Origin of the sequence: Massilia oculi (genome assembly GCF_017582745.1) — a bacterium.
Taxonomy (GTDB): Bacteria; Pseudomonadota; Gammaproteobacteria; order Burkholderiales; family Burkholderiaceae_D; genus Telluria; species Telluria oculi_A.
This window is the reverse complement of sequence record NZ_JAFVIM010000001.1, coordinates 236,814-257,039: the sequence shown is the minus strand read 5'-3', so window position 1 is coordinate 257,039 and position 20,226 is coordinate 236,814. Positions and strand designations below refer to the sequence as shown.

The 20,226-nt window shown below is 64.6% G+C and carries 23 protein-coding genes; 15 read left to right on the top strand and 8 right to left on the bottom strand.

The window, feature by feature from the left end; genetic code table 11:
• The first annotated feature begins 27 nt into the window (after positions 1-27).
• The gene (locus tag J3U95_RS01180) at positions 28-525 is read left to right on the top strand and encodes a cupin domain-containing protein (RefSeq protein WP_208276887.1); all 498 of its coding nucleotides are present in this window, start codon (positions 28-30) and stop codon (positions 523-525) included.
• 45 nt (positions 526-570) lie between these two features.
• Positions 571-1,089 carry a GNAT family N-acetyltransferase gene (locus J3U95_RS01175; protein ID WP_208276886.1) on the top strand — a complete coding sequence of 173 codons (519 nt, stop codon included), beginning with the start codon at positions 571-573 and terminating at the stop codon, positions 1,087-1,089.
• 50 nt (positions 1,090-1,139) lie between these two features.
• On the opposite strand, the gene trmL is transcribed toward J3U95_RS01175, so the two are convergent.
• Positions 1,140-1,610, bottom strand: a complete 471-nt coding sequence (gene trmL / locus J3U95_RS01170; protein ID WP_208276885.1) for a tRNA (uridine(34)/cytosine(34)/5-carboxymethylaminomethyluridine(34)-2'-O)-methyltransferase TrmL — start codon at positions 1,608-1,610, stop codon at positions 1,140-1,142.
• Positions 1,611-1,641: 31 nt separating this feature from the next.
• Positions 1,642-2,355, bottom strand: a complete 714-nt coding sequence (locus J3U95_RS01165) for a ComF family protein (protein ID WP_208276884.1) — start codon at positions 2,353-2,355, stop codon at positions 1,642-1,644.
• A 60-nt stretch (positions 2,356-2,415) separates the two neighbouring features.
• Between J3U95_RS01165 and J3U95_RS01160 the strand changes: the two genes are divergently transcribed.
• The 6 genes from J3U95_RS01160 to J3U95_RS01135 all read left to right on the top strand — a co-directional run bounded on the left by J3U95_RS01160 (position 2,416) and on the right by J3U95_RS01135 (position 8,468).
• Positions 2,416-3,333, top strand: a complete 918-nt coding sequence (locus tag J3U95_RS01160) for a methyltransferase domain-containing protein (protein ID WP_208276883.1) — start codon at positions 2,416-2,418, stop codon at positions 3,331-3,333.
• Positions 3,334-3,848: 515 nt separating this feature from the next.
• Entirely contained in the window at positions 3,849-5,048 is a 1,200-nt protein-coding gene (gene coxB, locus J3U95_RS01155; RefSeq protein WP_208276882.1) for a cytochrome c oxidase subunit II, read from the top strand.
• Between the two features lie 15 nt (positions 5,049-5,063).
• Positions 5,064-6,671 carry a cytochrome c oxidase subunit I gene (ctaD, locus tag J3U95_RS01150; RefSeq protein ID WP_208276881.1) on the top strand — a complete coding sequence of 536 codons (1,608 nt, stop codon included), beginning with the start codon at positions 5,064-5,066 and terminating at the stop codon, positions 6,669-6,671.
• 112 nt (positions 6,672-6,783) lie between these two features.
• Positions 6,784-7,359, top strand: a complete 576-nt coding sequence (locus J3U95_RS01145; RefSeq protein ID WP_208276880.1) for a cytochrome c oxidase assembly protein — start codon at positions 6,784-6,786, stop codon at positions 7,357-7,359.
• Positions 7,352-7,561 carry a DUF2970 domain-containing protein gene (locus J3U95_RS01140; protein ID WP_208276879.1) on the top strand — a complete coding sequence of 70 codons (210 nt, stop codon included), beginning with the start codon at positions 7,352-7,354 and terminating at the stop codon, positions 7,559-7,561. Before J3U95_RS01145 ends, J3U95_RS01140 begins: the two co-directional genes overlap by 8 nt.
• A 34-nt stretch (positions 7,562-7,595) precedes the next feature.
• On the top strand, positions 7,596-8,468 hold the full coding sequence (locus J3U95_RS01135) for a cytochrome c oxidase subunit 3 (protein WP_208276878.1): 873 nt from the start codon (positions 7,596-7,598) through the stop codon (positions 8,466-8,468).
• Positions 8,469-8,471: 3 nt separating this feature from the next.
• Here J3U95_RS01135 and J3U95_RS01130 read toward each other — a convergent pair whose 3' ends face one another.
• The gene (locus tag J3U95_RS01130) at positions 8,472-8,672 is read right to left on the bottom strand and encodes a twin transmembrane helix small protein (RefSeq protein WP_005668124.1); all 201 of its coding nucleotides are present in this window, start codon (positions 8,670-8,672) and stop codon (positions 8,472-8,474) included.
• A gap of 33 nt (positions 8,673-8,705) precedes the next feature.
• Here J3U95_RS01130 and J3U95_RS01125 point away from each other — a divergent pair, with 33 nt between their 5' ends.
• The 6 genes from J3U95_RS01125 to J3U95_RS01100 are packed head-to-tail and all read left to right on the top strand — an operon-like array spanning position 8,706 to position 13,834.
• Positions 8,706-9,437 (top strand): SURF1 family protein, encoded by a 732-nt coding sequence (locus J3U95_RS01125; protein WP_208276877.1) that lies wholly within the window; start codon positions 8,706-8,708, stop codon positions 9,435-9,437.
• Complete coding sequence (locus tag J3U95_RS01120; RefSeq protein WP_502572559.1) at positions 9,415-10,032, top strand: SCO family protein; 618 nt, start codon at positions 9,415-9,417, stop codon at positions 10,030-10,032. Before J3U95_RS01125 ends, J3U95_RS01120 begins: the two co-directional genes overlap by 23 nt.
• A 28-nt stretch (positions 10,033-10,060) precedes the next feature.
• On the top strand, positions 10,061-11,227 hold the full coding sequence (locus J3U95_RS01115; protein WP_208276875.1) for a COX15/CtaA family protein: 1,167 nt from the start codon (positions 10,061-10,063) through the stop codon (positions 11,225-11,227).
• Positions 11,228-12,121, top strand: coding sequence for a heme o synthase (gene cyoE, locus J3U95_RS01110; RefSeq protein WP_208276874.1), 894 nt, complete (start codon positions 11,228-11,230; stop codon positions 12,119-12,121).
• A gap of 16 nt (positions 12,122-12,137) precedes the next feature.
• Positions 12,138-12,728 (top strand): SCO family protein, encoded by a 591-nt coding sequence (locus J3U95_RS01105; RefSeq protein WP_208276873.1) that lies wholly within the window; start codon positions 12,138-12,140, stop codon positions 12,726-12,728.
• 29 nt (positions 12,729-12,757) lie between these two features.
• On the top strand, positions 12,758-13,834 hold the full coding sequence (locus J3U95_RS01100) for an AI-2E family transporter (protein WP_208276872.1): 1,077 nt from the start codon (positions 12,758-12,760) through the stop codon (positions 13,832-13,834).
• Positions 13,835-13,838: 4 nt separating this feature from the next.
• Here J3U95_RS01100 and J3U95_RS01095 read toward each other — a convergent pair whose 3' ends face one another.
• From J3U95_RS01095 to nhaR, 5 genes are all read right to left on the bottom strand, one after another.
• Positions 13,839-14,198, bottom strand: coding sequence for a hypothetical protein (locus J3U95_RS01095; RefSeq protein WP_208276871.1), 360 nt, complete (start codon positions 14,196-14,198; stop codon positions 13,839-13,841).
• A 26-nt stretch (positions 14,199-14,224) separates the two neighbouring features.
• The gene (locus J3U95_RS01090; protein WP_208276870.1) at positions 14,225-15,781 is read right to left on the bottom strand and encodes a hybrid sensor histidine kinase/response regulator; all 1,557 of its coding nucleotides are present in this window, start codon (positions 15,779-15,781) and stop codon (positions 14,225-14,227) included.
• 6 nt (positions 15,782-15,787) lie between these two features.
• The gene (locus tag J3U95_RS01085; protein ID WP_208276869.1) at positions 15,788-16,591 is read right to left on the bottom strand and encodes an alpha/beta fold hydrolase; all 804 of its coding nucleotides are present in this window, start codon (positions 16,589-16,591) and stop codon (positions 15,788-15,790) included.
• Positions 16,592-16,692: 101 nt separating this feature from the next.
• The gene (locus tag J3U95_RS01080; RefSeq protein WP_208276868.1) at positions 16,693-18,045 is read right to left on the bottom strand and encodes a hemolysin family protein; all 1,353 of its coding nucleotides are present in this window, start codon (positions 18,043-18,045) and stop codon (positions 16,693-16,695) included.
• Between the two features lie 58 nt (positions 18,046-18,103).
• Entirely contained in the window at positions 18,104-19,012 is a 909-nt protein-coding gene (nhaR, locus tag J3U95_RS01075; protein WP_208276867.1) for a transcriptional activator NhaR, read from the bottom strand.
• 118 nt (positions 19,013-19,130) lie between these two features.
• Between nhaR and J3U95_RS01070 the strand changes: the two genes are divergently transcribed.
• Positions 19,131-20,180, top strand: coding sequence for a DUF475 domain-containing protein (locus J3U95_RS01070; RefSeq protein ID WP_208276866.1), 1,050 nt, complete (start codon positions 19,131-19,133; stop codon positions 20,178-20,180).
• Positions 20,181-20,226 lie beyond the last annotated feature (46 nt).

Genomic DNA, 20,226 nt, shown 5'->3' with positions numbered 1-20,226 from the left:
TAGAAAACCTTGACCTGCGAGACTTCCATGACACTTGAAACCAATTCGGACAATCTTATCTCTCTGCTGTCGCTCATGCCGCATCCGGAAGGAGGTCACTTCAAGGAGACATACCGAAGTCACCACCGCGTGAGCAGGGAGGGGGACTCGGCCAGCCGCTCTGCCTCGACCGCGATCTATTACCTTCTTCGCGGACGAGAAAGGTCGACCTGGCATCGGATTCGGTCGGACGAGATGTGGCATTTTTATGAAGGTGTGCCGCTCCGGATCTACGTGCTGGAGCCGGAAGGAAGACTCAGCGTGCTCAGGCTCGGACATCCGTTGCGGCACGAAGGCGCGGATTTCCAGGCGCTGGTTCCTGCCGGGCGCTGGTTCGCCGCGGAATGCGAGGACTCTCAGGGCTGCAGCCTGGTGGGTTGCACAGTAGCTCCGGGCTTTGAATTCGAAGAATTCGAGATCGGGGATGCGAGCTTCCTCAAGAAGGATTGGCCCGAGCATTCCGAATTGATCGCACGCTTGACGTAATAGCGGGCGCTAAACACCATTTGACCATTCAAGGATGCACTTCTCATGGATCACGCCCTGACGATTTCCGTGCCTCGCCTGCACACTGATCGGCTTACGCTTCGGGAATATCGTGCTGAAGACTTCGAATCATTCGCAGACCATTTGTCGAACGCCGAAAGCTCGGCGCATCTGGGCTCGGCAGACCGTCAGACCGCCTGGCGCATCTTCAACTCACATGCCGGATTATGGCTCCTGAACGGGGCTGGCTGGTGGTCGATCGAGGACCGGCAGACAGGTCGGTTGGTCGGCTGCGTGGGAGCGTTCTTCCGCTGCGATTCGACAGTGATGGAAATGGGATGGAACACCTATCGGACATTCTGGGGAAAAGGCATTGCGAACGAAGCGGCGGCGGCGGTCCTGCATCATGTGTTCGAGGTTCGGCGTGAGCCGAAGGTGCGGGCACTGATCGATGCTGGCAATGAATCTTCGCGTCGTGTTGCCGAACGCCTGGGAATGACGTACGAAATGAAAACTGAGTTGAGCGGCAAGGAAGTCAATAGTTACGCGCGTGAGCGTTCCTAGAGCGGCCGTGTTCGACGACGGCCTCATCCAGGACCAAGCCAGGCCCGGTCTTAAGCCCCGCCCTGGTAACCGTTCTGACGCCAGGCCTCGTACACCACGATCGCCACCGTGTTCGACAGATTCAGGCTGCGGTTATCGGGCCGCATCGGCAGCCGGATGCGCTGGGCCGGCGGGAAGGTTTCCCGAAACGCCGGCGCCAGTCCGCGCGACTCCGGTCCGAACACAAACACGTCGCCCGGCCGGAAGCTGGCCTCGGCGAACGGCGACGAGCCATGCGTGGTGAGCGCGAACATGCGCGACTGATCGGGCTTGACCGCTGCCAGGAAGGCATCCCAGTCCTTGTGCACCTTCATATTGGCGTACTCGTGATAGTCCAGCCCGGCGCGGCGCATCTTGGCGTCGTCCAGCGGAAAACCGAGCGGTTCGATCAGGTGCAGCTGGGCGCCGGCGTTGGCGCACAGGCGGATCACATTGCCGGTATTCGGCGGGATTTCTGGTTCGACCAGGACGACGTGGAACAAGGTACTTCTCCTCAGTGATCTCAGTGATATTTCATGCATGCGGCGGCGTGCGCGCGAACACGAAGTTCGTGACGCGCGCGGCGCCGGCCCGTTTCAGGACGGTCGCGACTTCATCGAGCGTATGCCCGCTCGACATGACGTCGTCGACCACGCCCACATGGCGTCCGCGCACGTCGCCATCCACTCCGAACGCCCCGCGCACATTCTTCTTGCGCTCTCCCGGCGCGGCATTCGACTGCGCCTGTGTTTCCCGCACCCGCTGCAGCAGCCGCGGCGCTACGGCCACGCGTAATGCACGGGCCAGCGGCCGCGCCACCTCGAGCGCCTGGTTGTAGCCGCGCTCGACCAGGCGGGCCGGGCCCAGCGGCACCGGGCACAGCACGTCGGGCAACACTGGCGCAGCAAGTGTTACGGCATCCCGTAGCACGCGCGCCATCCACGGCGCCAGCGCCAGCTGGGCCCCGAATTTGAGCTGCAGCACCAGGCTGTCGAGCGGCGCCGCGTAATCGCAGGCGGCCACGGTGGCGTCGAAGGCGGGCCGGTCCGCCAGGCAGGCGCCGCAATGCCGGCCGAGGTCGGCACTGCCTGCCGGATTGGCGCAGCACGGGCAGCGCGTCACGGGCAGGACGTAGGCGTGCTCGCAAGCCGCGCACACGGCGTGACGCGAGTAGCCTCCGCACAAGGCGCAGGCCGACGGCAGCATGGCACCCAGCAGGCGGCCGGGCAGTGCGCGAAGGTCCAGCATCGGCTCGACTTCCCACAACCGGTTAAACTGCCAACATTATCTCATCTCGACTTGCATCCCATGGCTTCTCCTCAATCCTCGTCCAGGCTGAGCGCCCCGATCGACCTGTCCCGCGTGCGCGAGCTGTTCGCGCGTCCCGAACGCATCGCGCCATCGGATTTCCTGCGCCGCGAGATCGCCGAACGGATGCACGAGCGCCTGAGCCTCGTGAAACTCGTTCCGAAGCAGGTGCTGGACGCGGGTTGCGGCGCCGGCGCCGACCTGGCCTTGTTGCAGAAAACCTATCCGGCCGCCCAGATCCTGGGTCTCGACGGGGCAGGGACCATGGCGCGCGCGGCCAGGGGGCCGGTAGCGCAGGGCGGCGCGCTGAACCAGCTGCTGACCCGCCTGATGCCGGCCAAGGCCGGCGTCGATGTGCTGTGCGGCGACTATGGCAACCTGCCGTTCGGACCGAACTCGCTCGACCTGCTGTGGTCCAACCTGGCGCTGCACTGGCACCCGCTGCCCGACCGCGTGTTTGCAGAATGGCGCCGCGTGCTGCGGGTGGAAGGGCTGCTGATGTTTTCCTGCTTCGGCCCCGATACCTTCACCGAGGTGCGCACCGCCTTCGCCGCGCTCGACGCCTACCCGCACACCTTGCCCTTCGTCGACATGCACGACTTCGGCGACCAGCTGGTCGCGGCCGGCTTCTCGACGCCCGTGATGGACATGGAACGCATCACCGTCACCTACGATACGCCGCAGGCGCTGCTGGCGGACGTGCGGGCGCTGGGTGGCAATCCACTGGAATCGCGCCGCCGCGGCCTGATTGGCCGAGCGGCCTGGCAGCGCGTGCTCGACGCTTTCGAGGCGCAGCGCCGCCCGGACGGCAAGCTCGGCCTGACGTTCGAAGTCATCTATGGCCACGCTTTCCGTCCCGCCCCGCGCACCACCGCTTCGGGCGAATCGATCGTCCGCTTCCAGCCCCGCAAGCCCTGATATCCGCCTTGCATGGACCAGGAAAGCACTGACTCATTCATGGCGGCGGCCTCGGGCGCGAGAAAACGCACCCTGCTGCGTTGCAAATCCTCGCGATACCACGCGGTATCGCTCCGGTTTGCGCCTTGCCGGGCACGTTTTTCGCGCCCGATTCCTGCTCGCCAGAATGAGTCAGTGCTTTCCTAGTTGGCAATAAGCCCGATTTTCCTTGAATAAAAATTAGTGCTTTAGATATAATCAATTGCTATTTTTTTCGTCCGGCCAATAGAATCGCTTAAAAAAGCGGCAGATTCGGACGAAAAGTAGAAAAAAGAATTGCAGCAGTCGCAGAGTCGCCCGGTCCTGGCAGCAACGTATTGCCAGGTGGGCGAGATGGTTTCCCACCATTCCGCAGCGCAATTACGCGGGACGACCCGGCAAGCCCTCTGCGATCAGTAGGAGCGGGCACGGTTCGTTCACGAAATTGCTGGGCCCGTTTAAAAATATTCTTATTTTTAGGGTGGTTGGGGACATACATGACATATGCAACGCGACTTCAGGCCGTGCTCTACGGCCTTGCCGTACTCGCAGCAGCCAGCGCCACGCCAGCCTTGGCGCAGCAGCAACAGCCGATCACGGGCCGGCCTCTCGAGCACCAGCTCAATATGCAGGCCCCCGTCACCGCCGTCGGCGCCGACATCTATTCCTTGCACAACTGGATGATGATCGTCTGCCTGGTGATCTTTGTCGGCGTGTTCGGCGTCATGTTCTATTCGGTGTTCAAGCACCGTAAATCCCTGGGCCACAAGCCCGCCACCTTCCACGAATCCACCGCCGTCGAGATCGCCTGGACCGTGGTGCCGTTCCTGATCGTCATCGGCATGGCGCTGCCCGCGACCAAGACCGTGGTCGCCCTGAAGGACACCTCGAACGCCGACCTGACCATCAAGGCCACCGGCATGCAGTGGAAGTGGGGCTACGATTACCTGAAAGGCGAGGGCGAAGGCATCTCGTTCCTGTCGAACCTGGCCACCCCGCGTTCCCAGATCGGCGAACCGGGCGTCAAGCCCACCGAGGCGCGCACCGAGAACTACCTGCTCGAAGTCGACAACGAGATGGTGGTCCCGGTGAACAAGAAAATCCGTATGGTGTTCACCGCCAACGACGTGATCCACGCCTGGACGATTCCGGCGTTCGCGATCAAGCAGGACGCCATCCCCGGTTTCGTGCGCGACGGCTGGTTCCGCGCCGAGAAGACCGGCGTCTACCGCGGCAACTGCGTCGAGCTGTGCGGCAAGGACCACGCCTTCATGCCGATCGTGGTGCGGGTGGTGACCGACGCCGAGTACACCGCCTGGGTCGAGGGCAAGAAGAAGGAAATGGCGGCGCTGGCCGACGATCCGACCAAGACCTGGACCATCGACGAGCTGAAAACCCGCGGCGAGCAGGTCTACGCCGCCAACTGCGTGGCCTGCCACCAGGCCAACGGCAAGGGCGTGCCCGCCGCCTTCGCCGCGCTGGACGGTTCGCCGAACGTGCTGGGCGACAAGAAGCACCAGATCGACATCCTGCTCAACGGCCAGAAGTCCGGCAAGTTCCCGACCGAGATGCCGGCCTGGAAACAGTTGTCCGATACCGAGATCGCCGCCGTGATCACCTATACCCGCAATACCTGGTCGAACAAGGCTGCGGAAAATATCGTTCAACCGGCCGAAGTCCTGGCCGCACGCAAATAATGCAGGGGTAACGACATGAGCACCACGACGATCGACCACGGCCACGATCACGCACACGGCCACGCCCACGACGAACACCACGACCATCCCCACGGCTGGCGCCGCTGGCTGTTCGCCACCAACCACAAGGACATCGGAACGCTCTATTTATGGTTCTCGTTCGTCATGCTGCTCTCGGGCGGCGTGCTGGCGCTGATGATCCGCGCCGAGCTGTTCCAGCCCGGCCTGCAATTCGTGCGTCCCGAATTCTTCAACCAGCTCACCACCATGCACGGCCTGGTGATGGTGTTCGGCGCGATCATGCCGGCCTTCGTCGGCTTCGCCAACTGGATGCTGCCGCTGCAGGTGGGGGCCTCGGACATGGCGTTCGCGCGCATGAACAACTTCTCGTTCTGGCTGCTGCCGCCGGCCGCGCTGCTGCTGGCCGGTTCCTTCCTGGTGCCAGGCGGCGCCACCGCCGCCGGCTGGACCCTGTATGCGCCGCTGTCGACCCAGATGGGCATCGGCATGGACATGGCGATTTTTGCCATGCACATCATGGGCGCCTCGTCGATCATGGGCTCGATTAACATCATCGTCACCATCCTGAACATGCGCGCGCCGGGCATGACGCTGATGAAGATGCCGATGTTCTGCTGGACCTGGCTGATCACCGCCTACCTGCTCATCGCCGTGATGCCGGTGCTCGCCGGGGCCATCACCATGACCCTGACCGACCGCCACTTCGGCACCTCGTTCTTCAACGCCGCCGGCGGCGGCGACCCGGTGATGTATCAGCACATCTTCTGGTTCTTCGGCCACCCCGAGGTCTACATTATGATCCTGCCGGCCTTCGGCATCGTCTCGCAGATCATTCCGGCCTTTGCCCGCAAGCCCCTGTTCGGCTATGCCTCGATGGTGTACGCCACCGCCTCGATCGCGATCCTGTCGTTCGTGGTCTGGGCCCACCACATGTTCACCACCGGCATGCCGGTGACCTCGCAGCTGTTCTTCATGTACGCCACCATGCTGATCTCGGTGCCGACCGGCGTGAAGGTGTTCAACTGGGTCGCCACCATGTGGAAGGGCTCGATGACCTTCGAGACCCCGATGCTGTTCGCGGTCGGCTTCATCTTTGTGTTCACGATGGGCGGCTTCACCGGCCTGATCCTGGCCGTGACCCCGATCGACATCCAGGTGCACGACACCTATTATGTGGTGGCCCACTTCCACTACGTGCTGGTGGCCGGCTCGCTGTTCGCGCTGTTCGCCGGCTTCTACTACTGGGCGCCGAAATGGACCGGCCATATGTATCCTGAAGGCCGCGGCAAGATCCACTTCTGGCTGTCGCTCATCACCTTCAACATCACCTTCTTCCCGATGCACTTCCTGGGACTGGCCGGCATGCCGCGCCGCTACGCCGACTACGCGGTGCAGTTCACCGACTTCAATATGATCGTGTCGATCGGCGCCTTCGGCTTCGGTTTCAGCCAGGTGTACTTCCTGTTCGCGGTGGTGCTGCCGACCATCCGCGGCGGCGCCAAGGCCCCGGCCAAGCCGTGGGAAGGTGCGGAAGGGCTGGAGTGGACCGTGCCGAGCCCGGCGCCGTTCCACACCTTCGAACATCCGCCGCTGGTGAAGTGATGAGCCCGCGTAAACCGAACAATCTGCGGACCGCCCTGTGGGTGGGCGGCCTGGCGCTGTTCTTCTTCGCCAGCGTGTTCGTCAAGTTCACCTTGCTGAGCTGAGGCCGGCCATGAGCAACAAGTTGCTACGCTTGAATCGCACCATGCTCGGCAAGCTGGTGGTGGTGGCGATCGGGATGTTCGGCTTCGGCTATGCGCTGATACCGGTGTACCGCCAGGTCTGTGAGGTGCTCGGCATTAATGTGCTGACCCAGAAGGGCGAATTCGTGGCGGCGCCGACCAATACCCAGGTCGACAAATCGCGCACCATCACGATCGAGCTCGACGGCAATTCGCAGGGGCCGTGGCGCTTCCGCCCGACCACGCGCAGCATCGACGTGCACCCGGGCGAGCTGGCCACCGTCATGTACGAGGTGGTCAACACCCAGGGCAGGGCGGTCAAGGCCCAGGCGATCCCGAGCTATGCGCCGCAATCGGCCACGCCGCACTTCATGAAGGTGGACTGCTTCTGCTTCCAGGAGCAGACGCTTGCAGCGAACGAGGCGCGCCAGATGCCGGTGGTGTTCTTCATCGATCCCAAGCTGCCGCGTGAAGTGAAGAACATCACGCTGTCGTACACCTTCTTCGAGATCGGCGGCGCGTTCAAGGCGGCGGCAGCGCAGCCTGGATCGGCGAAGAATGGATAAGCCACACCAGCGCAAGGCGAATTTTCTCGCCACCATGAAGGCCGTGTTCTGGTCGTTCTTCGGCGTACGCAAGCGCAAGGATTACGAGAGCGATGCCGCCAACCTGAATCCGGTGCACGTGATCATCGCCGGGCTGATCGGCGTCGCGATCTTCATCGGGCTGATCATGCTGGCGGTGCGGTTCGCAGTGTCGGCCACATAGACGCAACAATAATAGAATCACAGAGGAGATAAACATGAGTTCGTCACCAGTGACTTCCCCAGGCACCGCGCCTTACTACTACGTCCCCGGCCCATCGCGCTGGCCGCTGCTGGCCGGCCTCTCGATGCTGGTGACGATGGCCGGCGCGTCCGGCTGGGTCAACAGCATGTCATGGGCGCCGCCCGTGTGCCTGGCCGGCATCGTCGCCATGCTGGTGGTGCTGTACTTCTGGTTCGGCGACGCGATCCGCGAATCCGAATCGGGCTTGTACGGCAAGCGCATCGACCTGTCCTACCGCTGGTCGATGAGCTGGTTTATTTTCTCTGAGGTGATGTTCTTCGGCGCCTTCTTCGGCGCGCTGTTCTATGCGCGCGCGATCTCGATGCCCTGGCTGGCCGACCTCGACCACCAGATCCTGTGGCCCGACTTCTCGGCGCAGTGGGGCAATACCGGTCCGGCCAATATCGTCGACGGCTTCCGCACCATGGGCCCGTTCCCGATCCCGACCATCAATACCGCGCTGCTGCTGACCTCGGGCGTGACGCTGACCATCGCCCACCACGCGCTGCGCGCCGGCCATCGCGCCAGGACCGCGTTCTGGCTGGCCGCCACCATCCTGCTGGGCGCGGTCTTCATGGGCTTCCAGGTCTACGAATACATGCACGCCTACCGGGACCTGAACCTGAAGCTGACCTCGGGCATCTACGGCTCGACCTTCTTCATGCTGACCGGCTTCCACGGCTTCCACGTGACGATGGGAGCGATCATGCTGGCGGTGATCCTGTACCGCGTGATGAAAGGGCACTTTACGGCGGATAACCACTTCGGCTTCGAAGGCGCCGCCTGGTACTGGCACTTCGTCGACGTGGTGTGGCTGGGGCTGTACGTGGTCGTTTATTGGTTGTAAGGTTCAGCGCAAGCCGGTCGGCGCGATCCACCCCAGCTGGTGCGCCGCCAGCAAGCAAAGAAACAACACGATCGACAGGCCGACCCGCAGCGCCAGCGCATTGACGGTGCGGTTGCTGCGCCCCTTGTCGCGCATCAGGAAGAACAGGGCCGACCCAAGGCTGGCCAGGATCAGGACGAAGGCGATGGCGACGAAGATTTTCATGGTGGACCTGCGAAAGGTTGAGGCTTCATTGTAATGCGGTTCGGCTTCCGTTTTCGCCCCGCGGCCTTCGCCGCGGCCCTGGTCGTGGCCATCATCGGCATCCTGCTCGGCAACTGGCAACAGGGCCGGGCCGCCTATAAAACCGAGCTGCAGGCGCGCCAGCTGGCGCGCGCCGCCGAGCCGCCGCTCGAACTCACCCCTTCCACCAGGATCGGCCCGGATGACGAATTCCGGACCGTGCGCCTGCAGGGAGAATTCGTCGCCGGCTGGCCGGTCTTCCTCGCCAATCGGCCGATGGGAAGCCAGTCCGGGTTCTATCTCGCAATGCCGTTTAAAATAGCGGGTTCGGACACGCACGTGCTGGTGCTGCGTGGCTGGCTGCCGCGGCCCGCCGGGGCCGAATATGGCAAGCTGCCCGCGTTCGCCACGCCCGCCGGCCCGCTCCTGCTCAAGGGCAGGATCGTCGCGGGCGCCGGCAAGGTGATGGAGCTGGGCGAGGGGCCGCCGCTGGCGCCCGGCGCCCTGGTCCAGAACCTGACGCCCGAGGCGCTCGCCGCGGCCAGCGGCCTGAAGATGCAGCCTTTCCTGGTGCAGCAGACCCAGGTCGCCGGCCGGCGCGATGCGCTCGCCCGCGACTGGCCTGCGCCCGATGCGGGCATCGACAAACACCGCGGCTACGCCTTCCAGTGGTATGCACTGGCGGCGCTGGCCCTACTTTTTTATGTGATAACGGGATTCCGACGTGGCTCAAGAACAAATCGCTGACCCCCAAGCCCCTGCAACCGCGCGCCGTCGCGGCCGCATGAAACTGCTGTTCGTGCTGCTGATCTGCGCGCTGCCGATCATCGTGTCCTACATCACGTTCTATATCGTCAAGCCGGATGGCCGCACCAATTACGGCACCATCCTCGACGCGCGTACCTTGCCGATTCCCGAGATGGCCACCACCACGCTCGACGGCAAGCCGCGCACCCTGCACGACCTGAAAGGCAAGTGGGTGATGGTGCGCGTCGGCGGCGGCGCCTGCGACGAAGAGTGCCAGCGCCAGCTGTACGCAATGCGCCAGTGGCGCACCATGCAGGGCAAGAACATGGACCGCATCGAGCGCGTCTGGCTGATCACCGACAAGGAGCCGCTCGATACCGTCCTGATGCGCGAATACGACGGCATGGAGCTGCTGCGCGCGCCCGCCGCAACGGTGGCGCAATGGCTGCCGGTCGCGCCCGGCCAGAAGATGGGCGACCACATCTACCTGATCGACCCGCTCGGCAACCTCATGATGCGCTTCCCTTACCAGCCGGAACCGGGCCGCGTCTATAAAGACCTCGTCAAGCTGCTCAAGGCTTCGTCCATCGGCTGAGCCTTCCCGTCATCGTCAAAAGAATCGCATGGACCTGTCTTCACTGCTTCACCTGCTCCTGATGGGGCTGCTCGTCGCCAGCCTGCCGCTGGCGATCGTCTGGATGTCGGCCGACCCCAATAAATACCGCAAGCTGGTCTGGGTGATGGTTTTCCTGACCTTCGACCTGATCGTGTTCGGCGGCTTCACCCGCCTGACCGACTCGGGCCTCGGCTGCCCGGACTGGCCGGGCTGCTACGGCGAAGCCAATCCCTTCCTGGCCCATGAACATATCGCCGCCGCCGAAGCGGCGATGCCGACCGGCCCGGTGACCGTCGCCAAGGCCTGGATCGAGATGATCCACCGCTACCTGGCGATGGGCATCGGCGCGCTGATCCTGGCGCTGCTGTTCACGTCGGTCAAGCAATGGCGCCGCACCCATAACGAGGTGTTCAAGCCGGGCATGCCGCTGGCGCTGCTGGCCTCGGTGCTGGTGCAGGGCGCCTTCGGCGCCTGGACCGTCACGCTCAAGCTGCAGCCGGTGATCGTCACCATCCACCTGTTGCTGGGCATGATGCTGCTGGCGATGCTGGTCTGGATGGGCTGCCGCGAAGACTATCTGTTGAAACCGCCGCCGCTGGCACGTGGGGAGAACCTGGTGCGCCGCCTGCGCGGCCTGCGGCGCCTGGCGCTGCTGGCGGCGGTGGTGCTGGTCACCCAGATCGCGCTCGGCGGGTGGGTGAGCACCAACTACGCCACCATGGCTTGCGACACCTTCCCGCTGTGCCAGGGAGCGCTGGTGCCGGACCTCGACTTCGAGCACGGCTTCCACCTGTGGCGCGAGCTCGGCATGACGAAGGAGGGCCACTATCTGCCGTTCTCGGCCCTGGTGGCGATCCACTGGGTGCACCGGGCGTTCGCGCTGGCGGTGGTGCTGGTGCTGGGCCTGGCGGCCTGGCGCGCCTGGCATTTGCCCGAAGTCGGCAAGACCGCGCGCCGCCTGCTGCTGGTGATGGTCGTGCAGCTGTTCACCGGCATCGCCACCGTGTATTTCGACTTCCCGCTGGCGATCGCCGTCATGCATAACGCCGGGGCGGCCCTGCTTGTCATTCTGGTGACCATGTTAAACTACCGGGTGAAGTTCCAACTCGACGCGGCCCGCGCCACCCCGGCGCCCGAATTCGCCGATGCCTTGTCGCGCCAGCAAGCACCCTAAATGACGACCCAGACCGCCATCCACAAGCCACCGAGCCGGTTCTCGCAATACTGGACCCTGACCAAGCCGCGCGTGACGCAGCTGGCAGTGTTCTGCGCCGTGATCGGGATGTTCCTCGCCACCGACGGCTTCCCGGGCTGGCAGACGCTGGTCGCCGGCACGGTCGGCATCTGGCTGCTGGCGGCGGCCGCCTTCGCGGTGAACTGCCTGGTCGAGGCCGAGGTCGACGCGCGCATGGCGCGCACCGCGCGCCGCGCCACCGCCTCGGGCGAGCTGAGCCAGCCGCAGACGATCACCTTTTCGCTCCTGCTGGGCGGCCTGGGCATGTACATCCTGTACGCCTTCGTCAATCCGCTGACCATGTGGCTGACCTTCGTCACCTTCGTCGGCTATGCCTTCATCTATACCTTATTGCTCAAGCCGAACACCTCGCAGAACATCGTGATCGGCGGCCTGTCGGGGGCGATGCCGCCGGCGCTGGGCTGGGCCGCGGTGGCCAATGAGGTGCCGATGGAAGCCTGGCTGCTGGTCCTGATCATCTTCATGTGGACCCCGCCGCATTTCTGGGTGCTGGCCATGTACCGCCGCGACGACTACGCCCGTTCGGGCCTGCCGATGCTGCCGATCACCCATGGCATGAAATTCACCGGCCTGCAGGTGTGGCTGTACACGATCGGCCTGGCCGCGACCACCTTGCTGCCGTTCGCGGTCGGCATGAGCGGCCTGATTTACCTGGCGGCCGCGGTGCCGCTCAACGCCATCTTCCTGCGCCACGCGTGGCGCGTGCACCGCAACTACAGCGATATGGCGGCGCGCAAGACCTTCACCTGGTCGATCGTCTACCTGTCGCTGCTGTTCGCGGCATTGCTGGTCGACCATTACTTCAAGTTCTGACATAGCGGGTCAAAAGATGAAGAAACTCCTGGGCGTATTGGGATTCACGGCCGTCGCGCTGCTGGCAAGCGGTTGCGACAAATTGGGCGACAAGCCACCGGCCTTCCACAACACCGACGTCACCGGCGTCGACTACGCCAAGGGTTTCGCGCTCACCGACCATACCGGCAAACCGCGCACCCTGGAGGATTTCAAGGGCAAGGTGGTGGTGATCTTCTTCGGATATACCCAATGCCCCGACGTCTGCCCGACCACGATGGCCGAGATGGCCACCGTGATGAAGGAACTGGGCCCCGCGAGCGACGACGTGCAGGTGCTGTTCATCACCGTCGACCCCGAGCGCGACACCCAGGAGCTGCTGTCGCACTACGTGCCGGCCTTCGACAAGCGCTTCATCGGCCTGTATGGCGACGCCGCCGCGACGGCCAAGGTGGCCAAGGAATTCAAGGTGTTCTACGCCAAGGTGCCGGGCGCCGACCCGGGCAGCTACACGGTGGACCACACGGCCGGCAGCTTCGTGTTCGACAAGCAGGGCCACCTGCGCCTGTTCGTGCGCCACGGCCAGGGGCCGGCACTGATCGCCCACGACCTGCGCCAACTGCTATGATGATGTAAACATCATTCATACAGGACGGCATGGAAGCGCGACCCGGAAGAAATTACACCCGCATCGCCATCGTCGTCCTGCTGACGCTGGGCTGCCTCTACGTCCTGCGTCCCTTCCTGCCGGCCATCCTGTTCGCCGCCGCGGTCGCCATCTCGACCTGGCCCCTGTACCTGCGCCTGCTGCGCGAGCTGCGCGGCCAGCGCACGGTCGCGGCGCTGACGATGACGCTCACGCTGACCCTGCTGTTCATCATCCCGCTGTCGATGGTGGCCTATAACCTGGCCGACGACGTGGCGCGCGGCTTCGGTGAAGTGCGGCAGCTGATCGAGCACCGCGAGCTGGCGCCGCCTGCCTGGCTGGCCGACATTCCCCTGATCGGCCCCACGCTGGTCGACTACCTGCACGAGCTGATCGCCAGTCGCGAACAGATGCTGTCCCTGGCCCAGCGCATGCTGGAACCGGCGCGTCACTGGCTGGTGGCGGGCGGCATCATGCTCGGCACCGGCGTCGTGCAGATGAGCCTGGCGGCCTTCGTCAGCTTCTTCCTGTACCGCGACGGCAATGCGCTGCTGGCCGTGATCGCGTTAACGATGCGCAAGGTGATGGGCGAGGGCGCCGAATCGATCCAGCACACGGTCAGCCAGACCGTGCGCGGCGTGATGTACGGTCTGCTCGGCACGGCGCTCGCGCAGGCGCTGGTGGCGGCGGTCGGGTTTGCGATTGCCGGCGTGCCGGCGGTGCCGCTGCTGTCGGTGCTGGTGTTCCTGACCTCCCTGATCCCGCTCGGTCCGCCGCTGGTGTGGGGCGGCGCCACGGTGTGGCTGTTCGCCCATGGCGAGACCGGCTGGGCGATCTTCATGGCGATCTGGGGCACGGTCCTGATCAGCGGCGTCGACAACGTCGTGCGGCCGATGCTGATCAGCCGCGGCAGCAGTTTGCCGTTCCTGCTCACGCTGCTCGGGGTGCTGGGCGGCGTGATCGCCTTCGGCTTCGTCGGCATGTTCATCGGGCCGGTGCTGCTGGCGGTCGGCTATTCGCTGATGAGCGAATGGACCGGGACCGAGGATCCCATCGTCAAGCATGACGACGAGACCGCGCCGGGCTAGCAGCTCAGCAGCTACCCAGCTTCCACACCAGCTTGTCCCTGCCTTTTTCCAGCAACTGCACCTCGACGCCGTTCTTCACCGAGCGCGTGATCGTCACCGTGCGCCCGAAGTAGCCATATTCCGTCTTGAGCGCATCCTTGCTCTCGGTCTGCCTGACCTCGGCGCGGTCGAGCTGCAGCCGCAGGTTCTGCAGGATCTGGGCGTCGGGCCAGCGCGCCGACAGGGCGACGTGGCGGGTGCGGTCGTCGCCGTTGGCTTCGGGATAGCGCCGTTCGCAGGCGGCGGCGGTGCCCAGGTGCATCAGCGCGGCCAGGCACAGCAGGCCTGTCGCCAGCCGGGCATGGAAAGAAAACGGAATGGTCATGGTGCGTGTTCGAAGTGGACGTGCGCTCATCGTAGCAGCAGGCGCAGCTGCTCGAAATCGATCGGCTTGGTCAGGTGATGATCGAAGCCCGCGTCCAGCGCCAGCGTGCGGTCCTTGTCCTGGCCCCAGCCGGTGGCGGCGATAAGGGTCGTGTCCAGCCCGCGGGGCAGGGCGCGCAGGCGCCGCGCGAGTTCGTAGCCGTTGTAATCGGGCAGCCCGATGTCGAGCAGGGCGACGTCGGGCGCGAATTCGGCCGCGACTTCCAGTGCATCCGTCGCGGTATGCGCCATGCGCGTCTCGCAGCCGAACAGTTCCAGCGCCAGCGCCATGGTCTCGGCGGTATCGAAGTTGTCGTCCACCACCAGCACCCGCTTGGGCGAGACCAGCGTGGCCGGCGCCATCGTTTCTTCTTGCGCGGCGCAGCCGGCGACCAGCGGCAGGCGCAGCGTGAATTCGCTCCCCAGGCCGGGGCCGGGGCTTTCGACCAGGATCTCGCCGCCATGCAGGTCGACGATGCCGCGCGCCAGCGCCAGCCCGATGCCGAGTCCGCCCCTGGCGCGGTCGAGGCCCGGCTCGAGCTGGGCAAACATATTGAACACCGCGCCCAGCGCATCGGCCGGGATGCCGATGCCGTTGTCGCGCACGCGCAGTTCGGCGTGGCTATCTGCGCAGGCGAGTTCGACGTCGATCAGGCCGCCATCCGGCGTGTACTTGGCGGCATTGGCCAGCAGGTTGATGACCACCTGCGCCAGGCGGGTGGCGTCGCCGTCGACCACCAGCGGCGCATCCGGCACGGACAGGCGCAGGGTATGGCGCGCCGCCGCCATGGCCGGCGCCATGTCCTGGGCCGCGCTGCGCACCAGCGGCGCCAGGTCGACCGGCGTGCGCCGCAGCCGCATCCGGTTCTGGGTGATGCGCGAGACGTCCATCAGGTCGTCCACCAGCCGCGTCAGGTGGTTCAGCTGGCGGTCGAAGGCCTGCAGCAGGCGCTCGTCGCCGCTGCCGCCGTACTTGAGCTTGAAGACGTCGACCGCGCTGCGCATCGGCGCCAGCGGGTTGCGCAGTTCGTGCGACAGGGTGGCCAGGAATTCGTCCTTGCGCAGGTCGGCTGCCGTCAGCTGCAGGTTCAGCGCCTCGAGCTGCAGGTCGGCCGCGCGCTGCGCCTCGAGCGCTTCCTCGGCCACCTTGCGCGCGCTGAGCAGCGCGTGTTCATAGGCATGGCGCCGGCTCGACCTGAACACGGCCCAGTGGTCGAGGTAGCTGCCATCGGCGCCGGGCCGGCGCACGATGTTGAGCAGCACCGGCACATGTTCGCCGCCGACGGCGATCAGGTCGACCTGGACCTCGTTGACCTCGCCCTCCAGCTGCAGCAGCGGCTCACAGCGGACGTGGTGGTGGAGCCGGGCGCCCATCGACAGTAGGTTGCGGTAGCGCGTCTTGCCGGCCAGTGCGCCGGCCGGTAGGCCGAGCCAGGCGTGGATGGTCGCATTGGCGCGCACGATGATGCCGTCGGCATCGGTTGCCAGCAGCCCGCATGCCGCCTGCTCGTAAAGGGAATCGACGGCGGGCAGGGCAGCGTTCATTGGCGCTCAGCGCAGCGTCTGCGCGAGGAAGACGTCGATCGCGCGTGTACTGGCGGTCGGCGCGCTCATGTGCGGGCAGTGGCCGACGTTGTCGATCACGGCCAGGCTGCTGCTGGGCAGGTTGCGGTGCAGCCACTCGCCGACCGTGCGTGGCGCGATCAGGTCGTCGCTGCATTGCAGGACCAGGGCCGGCACGGTCGATCTGGCCACGTCGGCCCGGTGGTCGGACAGGAAAGTGACGCAGGCGAAATGGCGCGCGATCTCGGGATCGTTGCGGCAGAAGCTGTTGGTCAGTTCCTCGCGCAGGTCGGGCCGGTTGGGGGCGCCCATGATGGCCGGGGCCAGGCTCTGCGCCCAGCCCAGGTAGTTCGCTTCCATGGTGTCGAGCAGCTCGCCGATGTCTTCGCGGCTGAAGCCGCCGACATAGTCGCCATCGTTGATGTAGCAGGGGGAGGGGCCGATCATGGCCTGGGCCGCGAAGCGCCCAGGCGCTGCGATGGTGGCCAGCATGCCGATCATGGCGCTGACCGAGTGGCCGACCACGACCACCGGCCCGATGGCGAACTCCTCGACGATCTCGAGCAGGTCGTCGGCGTGGCCGTGCAGCGAAGCATATCTGGCGCGGTCGTAGGCCGCCAGGTCGGAGCCACCGCAGCCCGTCAGGTCATAGGTGATGACGCGGAACCGGTCCTGGTAGACGGGCGCGAGAAAGCGCCACATGGTCTGGTCGCAGCCGAAACCGTGGGCAAACACCATCGTGGCCGCTCCCTGGCCGGTCACGTGGACGTTGTTGCGAGTCTTGACGGACATTTAATGCCTTCTAATCGGTATACGGCAGACCATGCACTGAAAATAACATTTTTCAGCTGCGAAGTCAGCAAAAGCGGTCATGCAATGAGGCTATAAATACATCAATCGCGCTCGTCGTTCTCATTTGCGCGGGTCAATTGCGGTATGACTTTGACCAGCAGGATGCGCGGCCCGTTCATCTTTTTCACCACAACGTCGAACTGCGGGAACTCGATGCGCTGGCCCTGCTTCGGGATGTCGCCCAGCTTTTCCATCAGCAGGCCGCCGACCGATTCCACGTCTTCCAGCCCCATCTGCTCGTTGTCGATGTCGATCCCGAGCAGGCGTTCGAGCGAGAAGATCGGCAGGCTGGCCTTGCCGATATAGGTGCCGTCGGTCTGCTTGAGCCAGTCGTTTTCGTTCATCCGGAACTCGTCGCGGATCTCGCCCACCATCGCCCCCAGCAGATTGTCCAGGGTGACGAAGCCGACCGGGCGCTTGCCCTTCTCGCCGATCAGGGCGAAGTGCGGCGCGCCGCCGCGGAAGCGCCGGAAGATGTCCTGGGCCGGGGTACGCGCCGAGATCGACTCGACCGGGCGCAGGAACTGCGTCAGGTCGGTGACCGGGCGGCCCGCCTGCAGCGCGAAATACAGGTCCTTCAGGTGGATGATGCCCAGCACCTCCTCGCCTTCCTCGTCGAAATACGGGTAGCGCGAAAAGCGGTTGCGGCGCACCGTTTCCAGGTTCTCTTCCAGCGAGCGGCTGGCGTACAGGGCGCTGACCTCGTTGATCGGCCGCATCAGCTCGGACACCTGCAGCGTGCTGAAGTCGAGCGACTGGGCCAGGATGTTGCGGTCGTCCTGGGTGATCTGCTCGCCCGGCGTGGTGGTATTGGTATTGGTGCGCAGGATGAGCTTGAGCTCGTCGAGCGAGTAATGGGTGTCGTGGCCGCCGGCGCCGGCCAGGCCGGCCATGCGCAGCACGGCGTTGGCGCTGGCATTGAGCAGGGCGATCGCCGGGTACATCGCCCAGTAGAAGCCATACAGCGGCATCGCGCACCACAAGGCGACCGATTCCGGCAGCCGGATCGCCAGCGACTTGGGCGCCAGCTCGCCGACCACGATGTGCAGGAAGGAGATCACCGAGAAGGCGACGACGAAGGACACGCCGTGGATCAGTTCCTCGGAGGTGACGCCGACGAAGGCGAACACCGGCTCGAGCAGGCTGGCGAAGGCCGGTTCGCCGACCCAGCCCAGGCCCAGCGAGGCCAGGGTGATGCCGAGCTGGCAGGCCGACAGGTAGGCGTCGAGCTGGCCGTGGACCTTGGCCAGGATGCGTCCGCGCAGGCCGGTGGTCTTGGCGATCGCGCGCACGCGGGTCTTGCGCAGCGTGACGATACTGAATTCGGCCGCCACGAAGAAGCCGTTCAGCGCCACCAGGAAGAAAGCGAGAACGACGAATAGAAAGTTTTCCATACCGGTTTTGTATTAACAAAAGGCAAAGCAAGGGGTCATTGTACAACCTGGCCCGTCTTTACTCCGCGCTGAGGGATTCCTTGTGCACGGCAGCCAGGATGGCTTCGACCGCCGGATGCTTGATCTTGCGTTCGTTCGAGATCGCATAGAAATGCTCGCGCACCTCCGGCACCCGGCCCACCAGCTCGGCCCCGAGCTGGACCTTGATGTCGGCCACCGGCGCCGCCGGGGTGAAGAACAGGCCGAGCCCGCGCCGGCCGAAGGTGTTGAGCAGGGCGTTGTCCTCGAACTCGCCGACCACGTCGGGCCGGATCGCGTGGCGCTCGAACCAGTCGTCGATCTTGCCGCGCAGGGCATTGTTGCGGGTCGGGAGCAGGATCGGGGCGCCGTGCAGCGAGGCCGGGAAATCCTTGCGGTAGTTCCTGGCCAGGGCCGGGGCGCCGACCACGAACATCTCGTTCTCCGACAGCAGATGGCTGAACACGCGCAGCGTGGTCCCGGTCGGCACCGCGCGGTCGGTCAGCACCACGTCCAGCTTGTGCAGGGCCAGGTCGCCCAGCAGGGCTTCGTATTCGTCTTCATGGCAGACCAGGCGCACCGGCGTGGCGAGCTGGGTCGTCACCTCGAGCAGGCGGTAGGCGGTGAACTTGGGCAGCGAATCCGAGATGCCCACCGCGAGCCGGATGCGGGTGCTGTCCGAGGCGTCCAGCGCCTCCTGCATCTGCTCTCCCAGCAGGAAGATCTGGTCGGCATAGGACAGCGCCAGGCGGCCGGCCTCGGTCAGGTTCAGGCGCCGTCCTTGCTGGTTGAACAGTGCTTTACCAAACGCTTGTTCAAGCAGGGTAAGCTGTGTGCTGACAGTCTGGATCGCCAGGCCAAGGCGCTCGGCGGCGCGCGTGATGCTGCCTTCCTTGGCGACCACCCAGAAGTAATAAAGGTGACGGAAATTGGGTGGCGCGTGGTTCATTTCTTCTGTTTTTCGGAAGTAATATTTCGATTATCTTCGCTTTTTCAATAAGAGCCAAGCTTTTACAATACAGCTCGCCGATACCATTGGCGCATAACTTACAAGAGGGAAAAAACCAATGAAATACTTTACCTGGTCATTCATCGTGACCGCAGTCTGCCTCGCGCTCTCCGCGTGGTGGGGCTTCGAGCATGGCGGCATGAGCGCTGCGTTCACCGCGCTGGGCGTGGCCGCCATCCTGGCGGTGATGGAAGTCTCGCTGTCCTTCGACAACGCCGTGGTCAACGCCTCGGTGCTCAAGGGCTGGGACGAGTTCTGGATCAAGCTGTTCCTGGGCGTCGGCATCATCATCGCCGTGTTCGGCATGCGCCTGGTGTTCCCGCTGGTGATCGTGGCCGTGGCCGCGGACCTGGGCGCCATGGAAGTGTGGAACCTGGCGCTGACGGATCCGAAGGCGTTCTCGACCCACCTGACCAATCACCACGCCGAAGTGGCGGCCTTCGGCGGCATGTTCCTGCTGCTGGTGTTCCTGAACTTCATGCTGGACGACGAGAAGGAAACCCACTGGCTGGGCAACTTCGAAGCCAAGATCGGCGCGCTGGGCAAGGTGTCCTCGATCGCCGTGATGATCGCGATCGCCGCGCTGCTGGGCAGCATGACCTATGTTGACGAAGCGCAGAAGATGGTCGTCCTGATCGCAGGTATGTGGGGCATCCTGGTCTATGTCGGTGTCGACATGCTCAGCAGCATGCTGGAAAAGAGCGAGTCCGAAGCCGGCGCCGTCGGCGACGCGGTCAAGAAGGGCGGTATCGGCGGCTTCCTGTACCTCGAAGTGCTGGATGCCTCGTTCTCGTTCGACGGCGTGATCGGCGCCTTCGCGATCACCAGCGACGTCGTGATCATCATGCTGGGCCTGGCAATCGGCGCGATGTTCGTGCGTTCGATGACCGTGTTCCTGGTGCGCAAGGGCACGCTGGACGAATACGTCTACCTGGAGCATGGCGCGCACTACGCGATCGGCATCCTGGCCGTGATCATGCTGGCGAGCATGAAGTGGCATGTGCCCGAGCTGATCACCGGCGGCGTCGGCGTGGCCTTCATCCTGGCTTCGCTGTGGAGTTCGCTGCAGTACAAGAAAAAGCACGCGGCGCTGGAGGGCGGCGCGTAAGGCAGTAACAGAATCCGCGGCGAGCGGCTGAACACCAGCTCGCTGC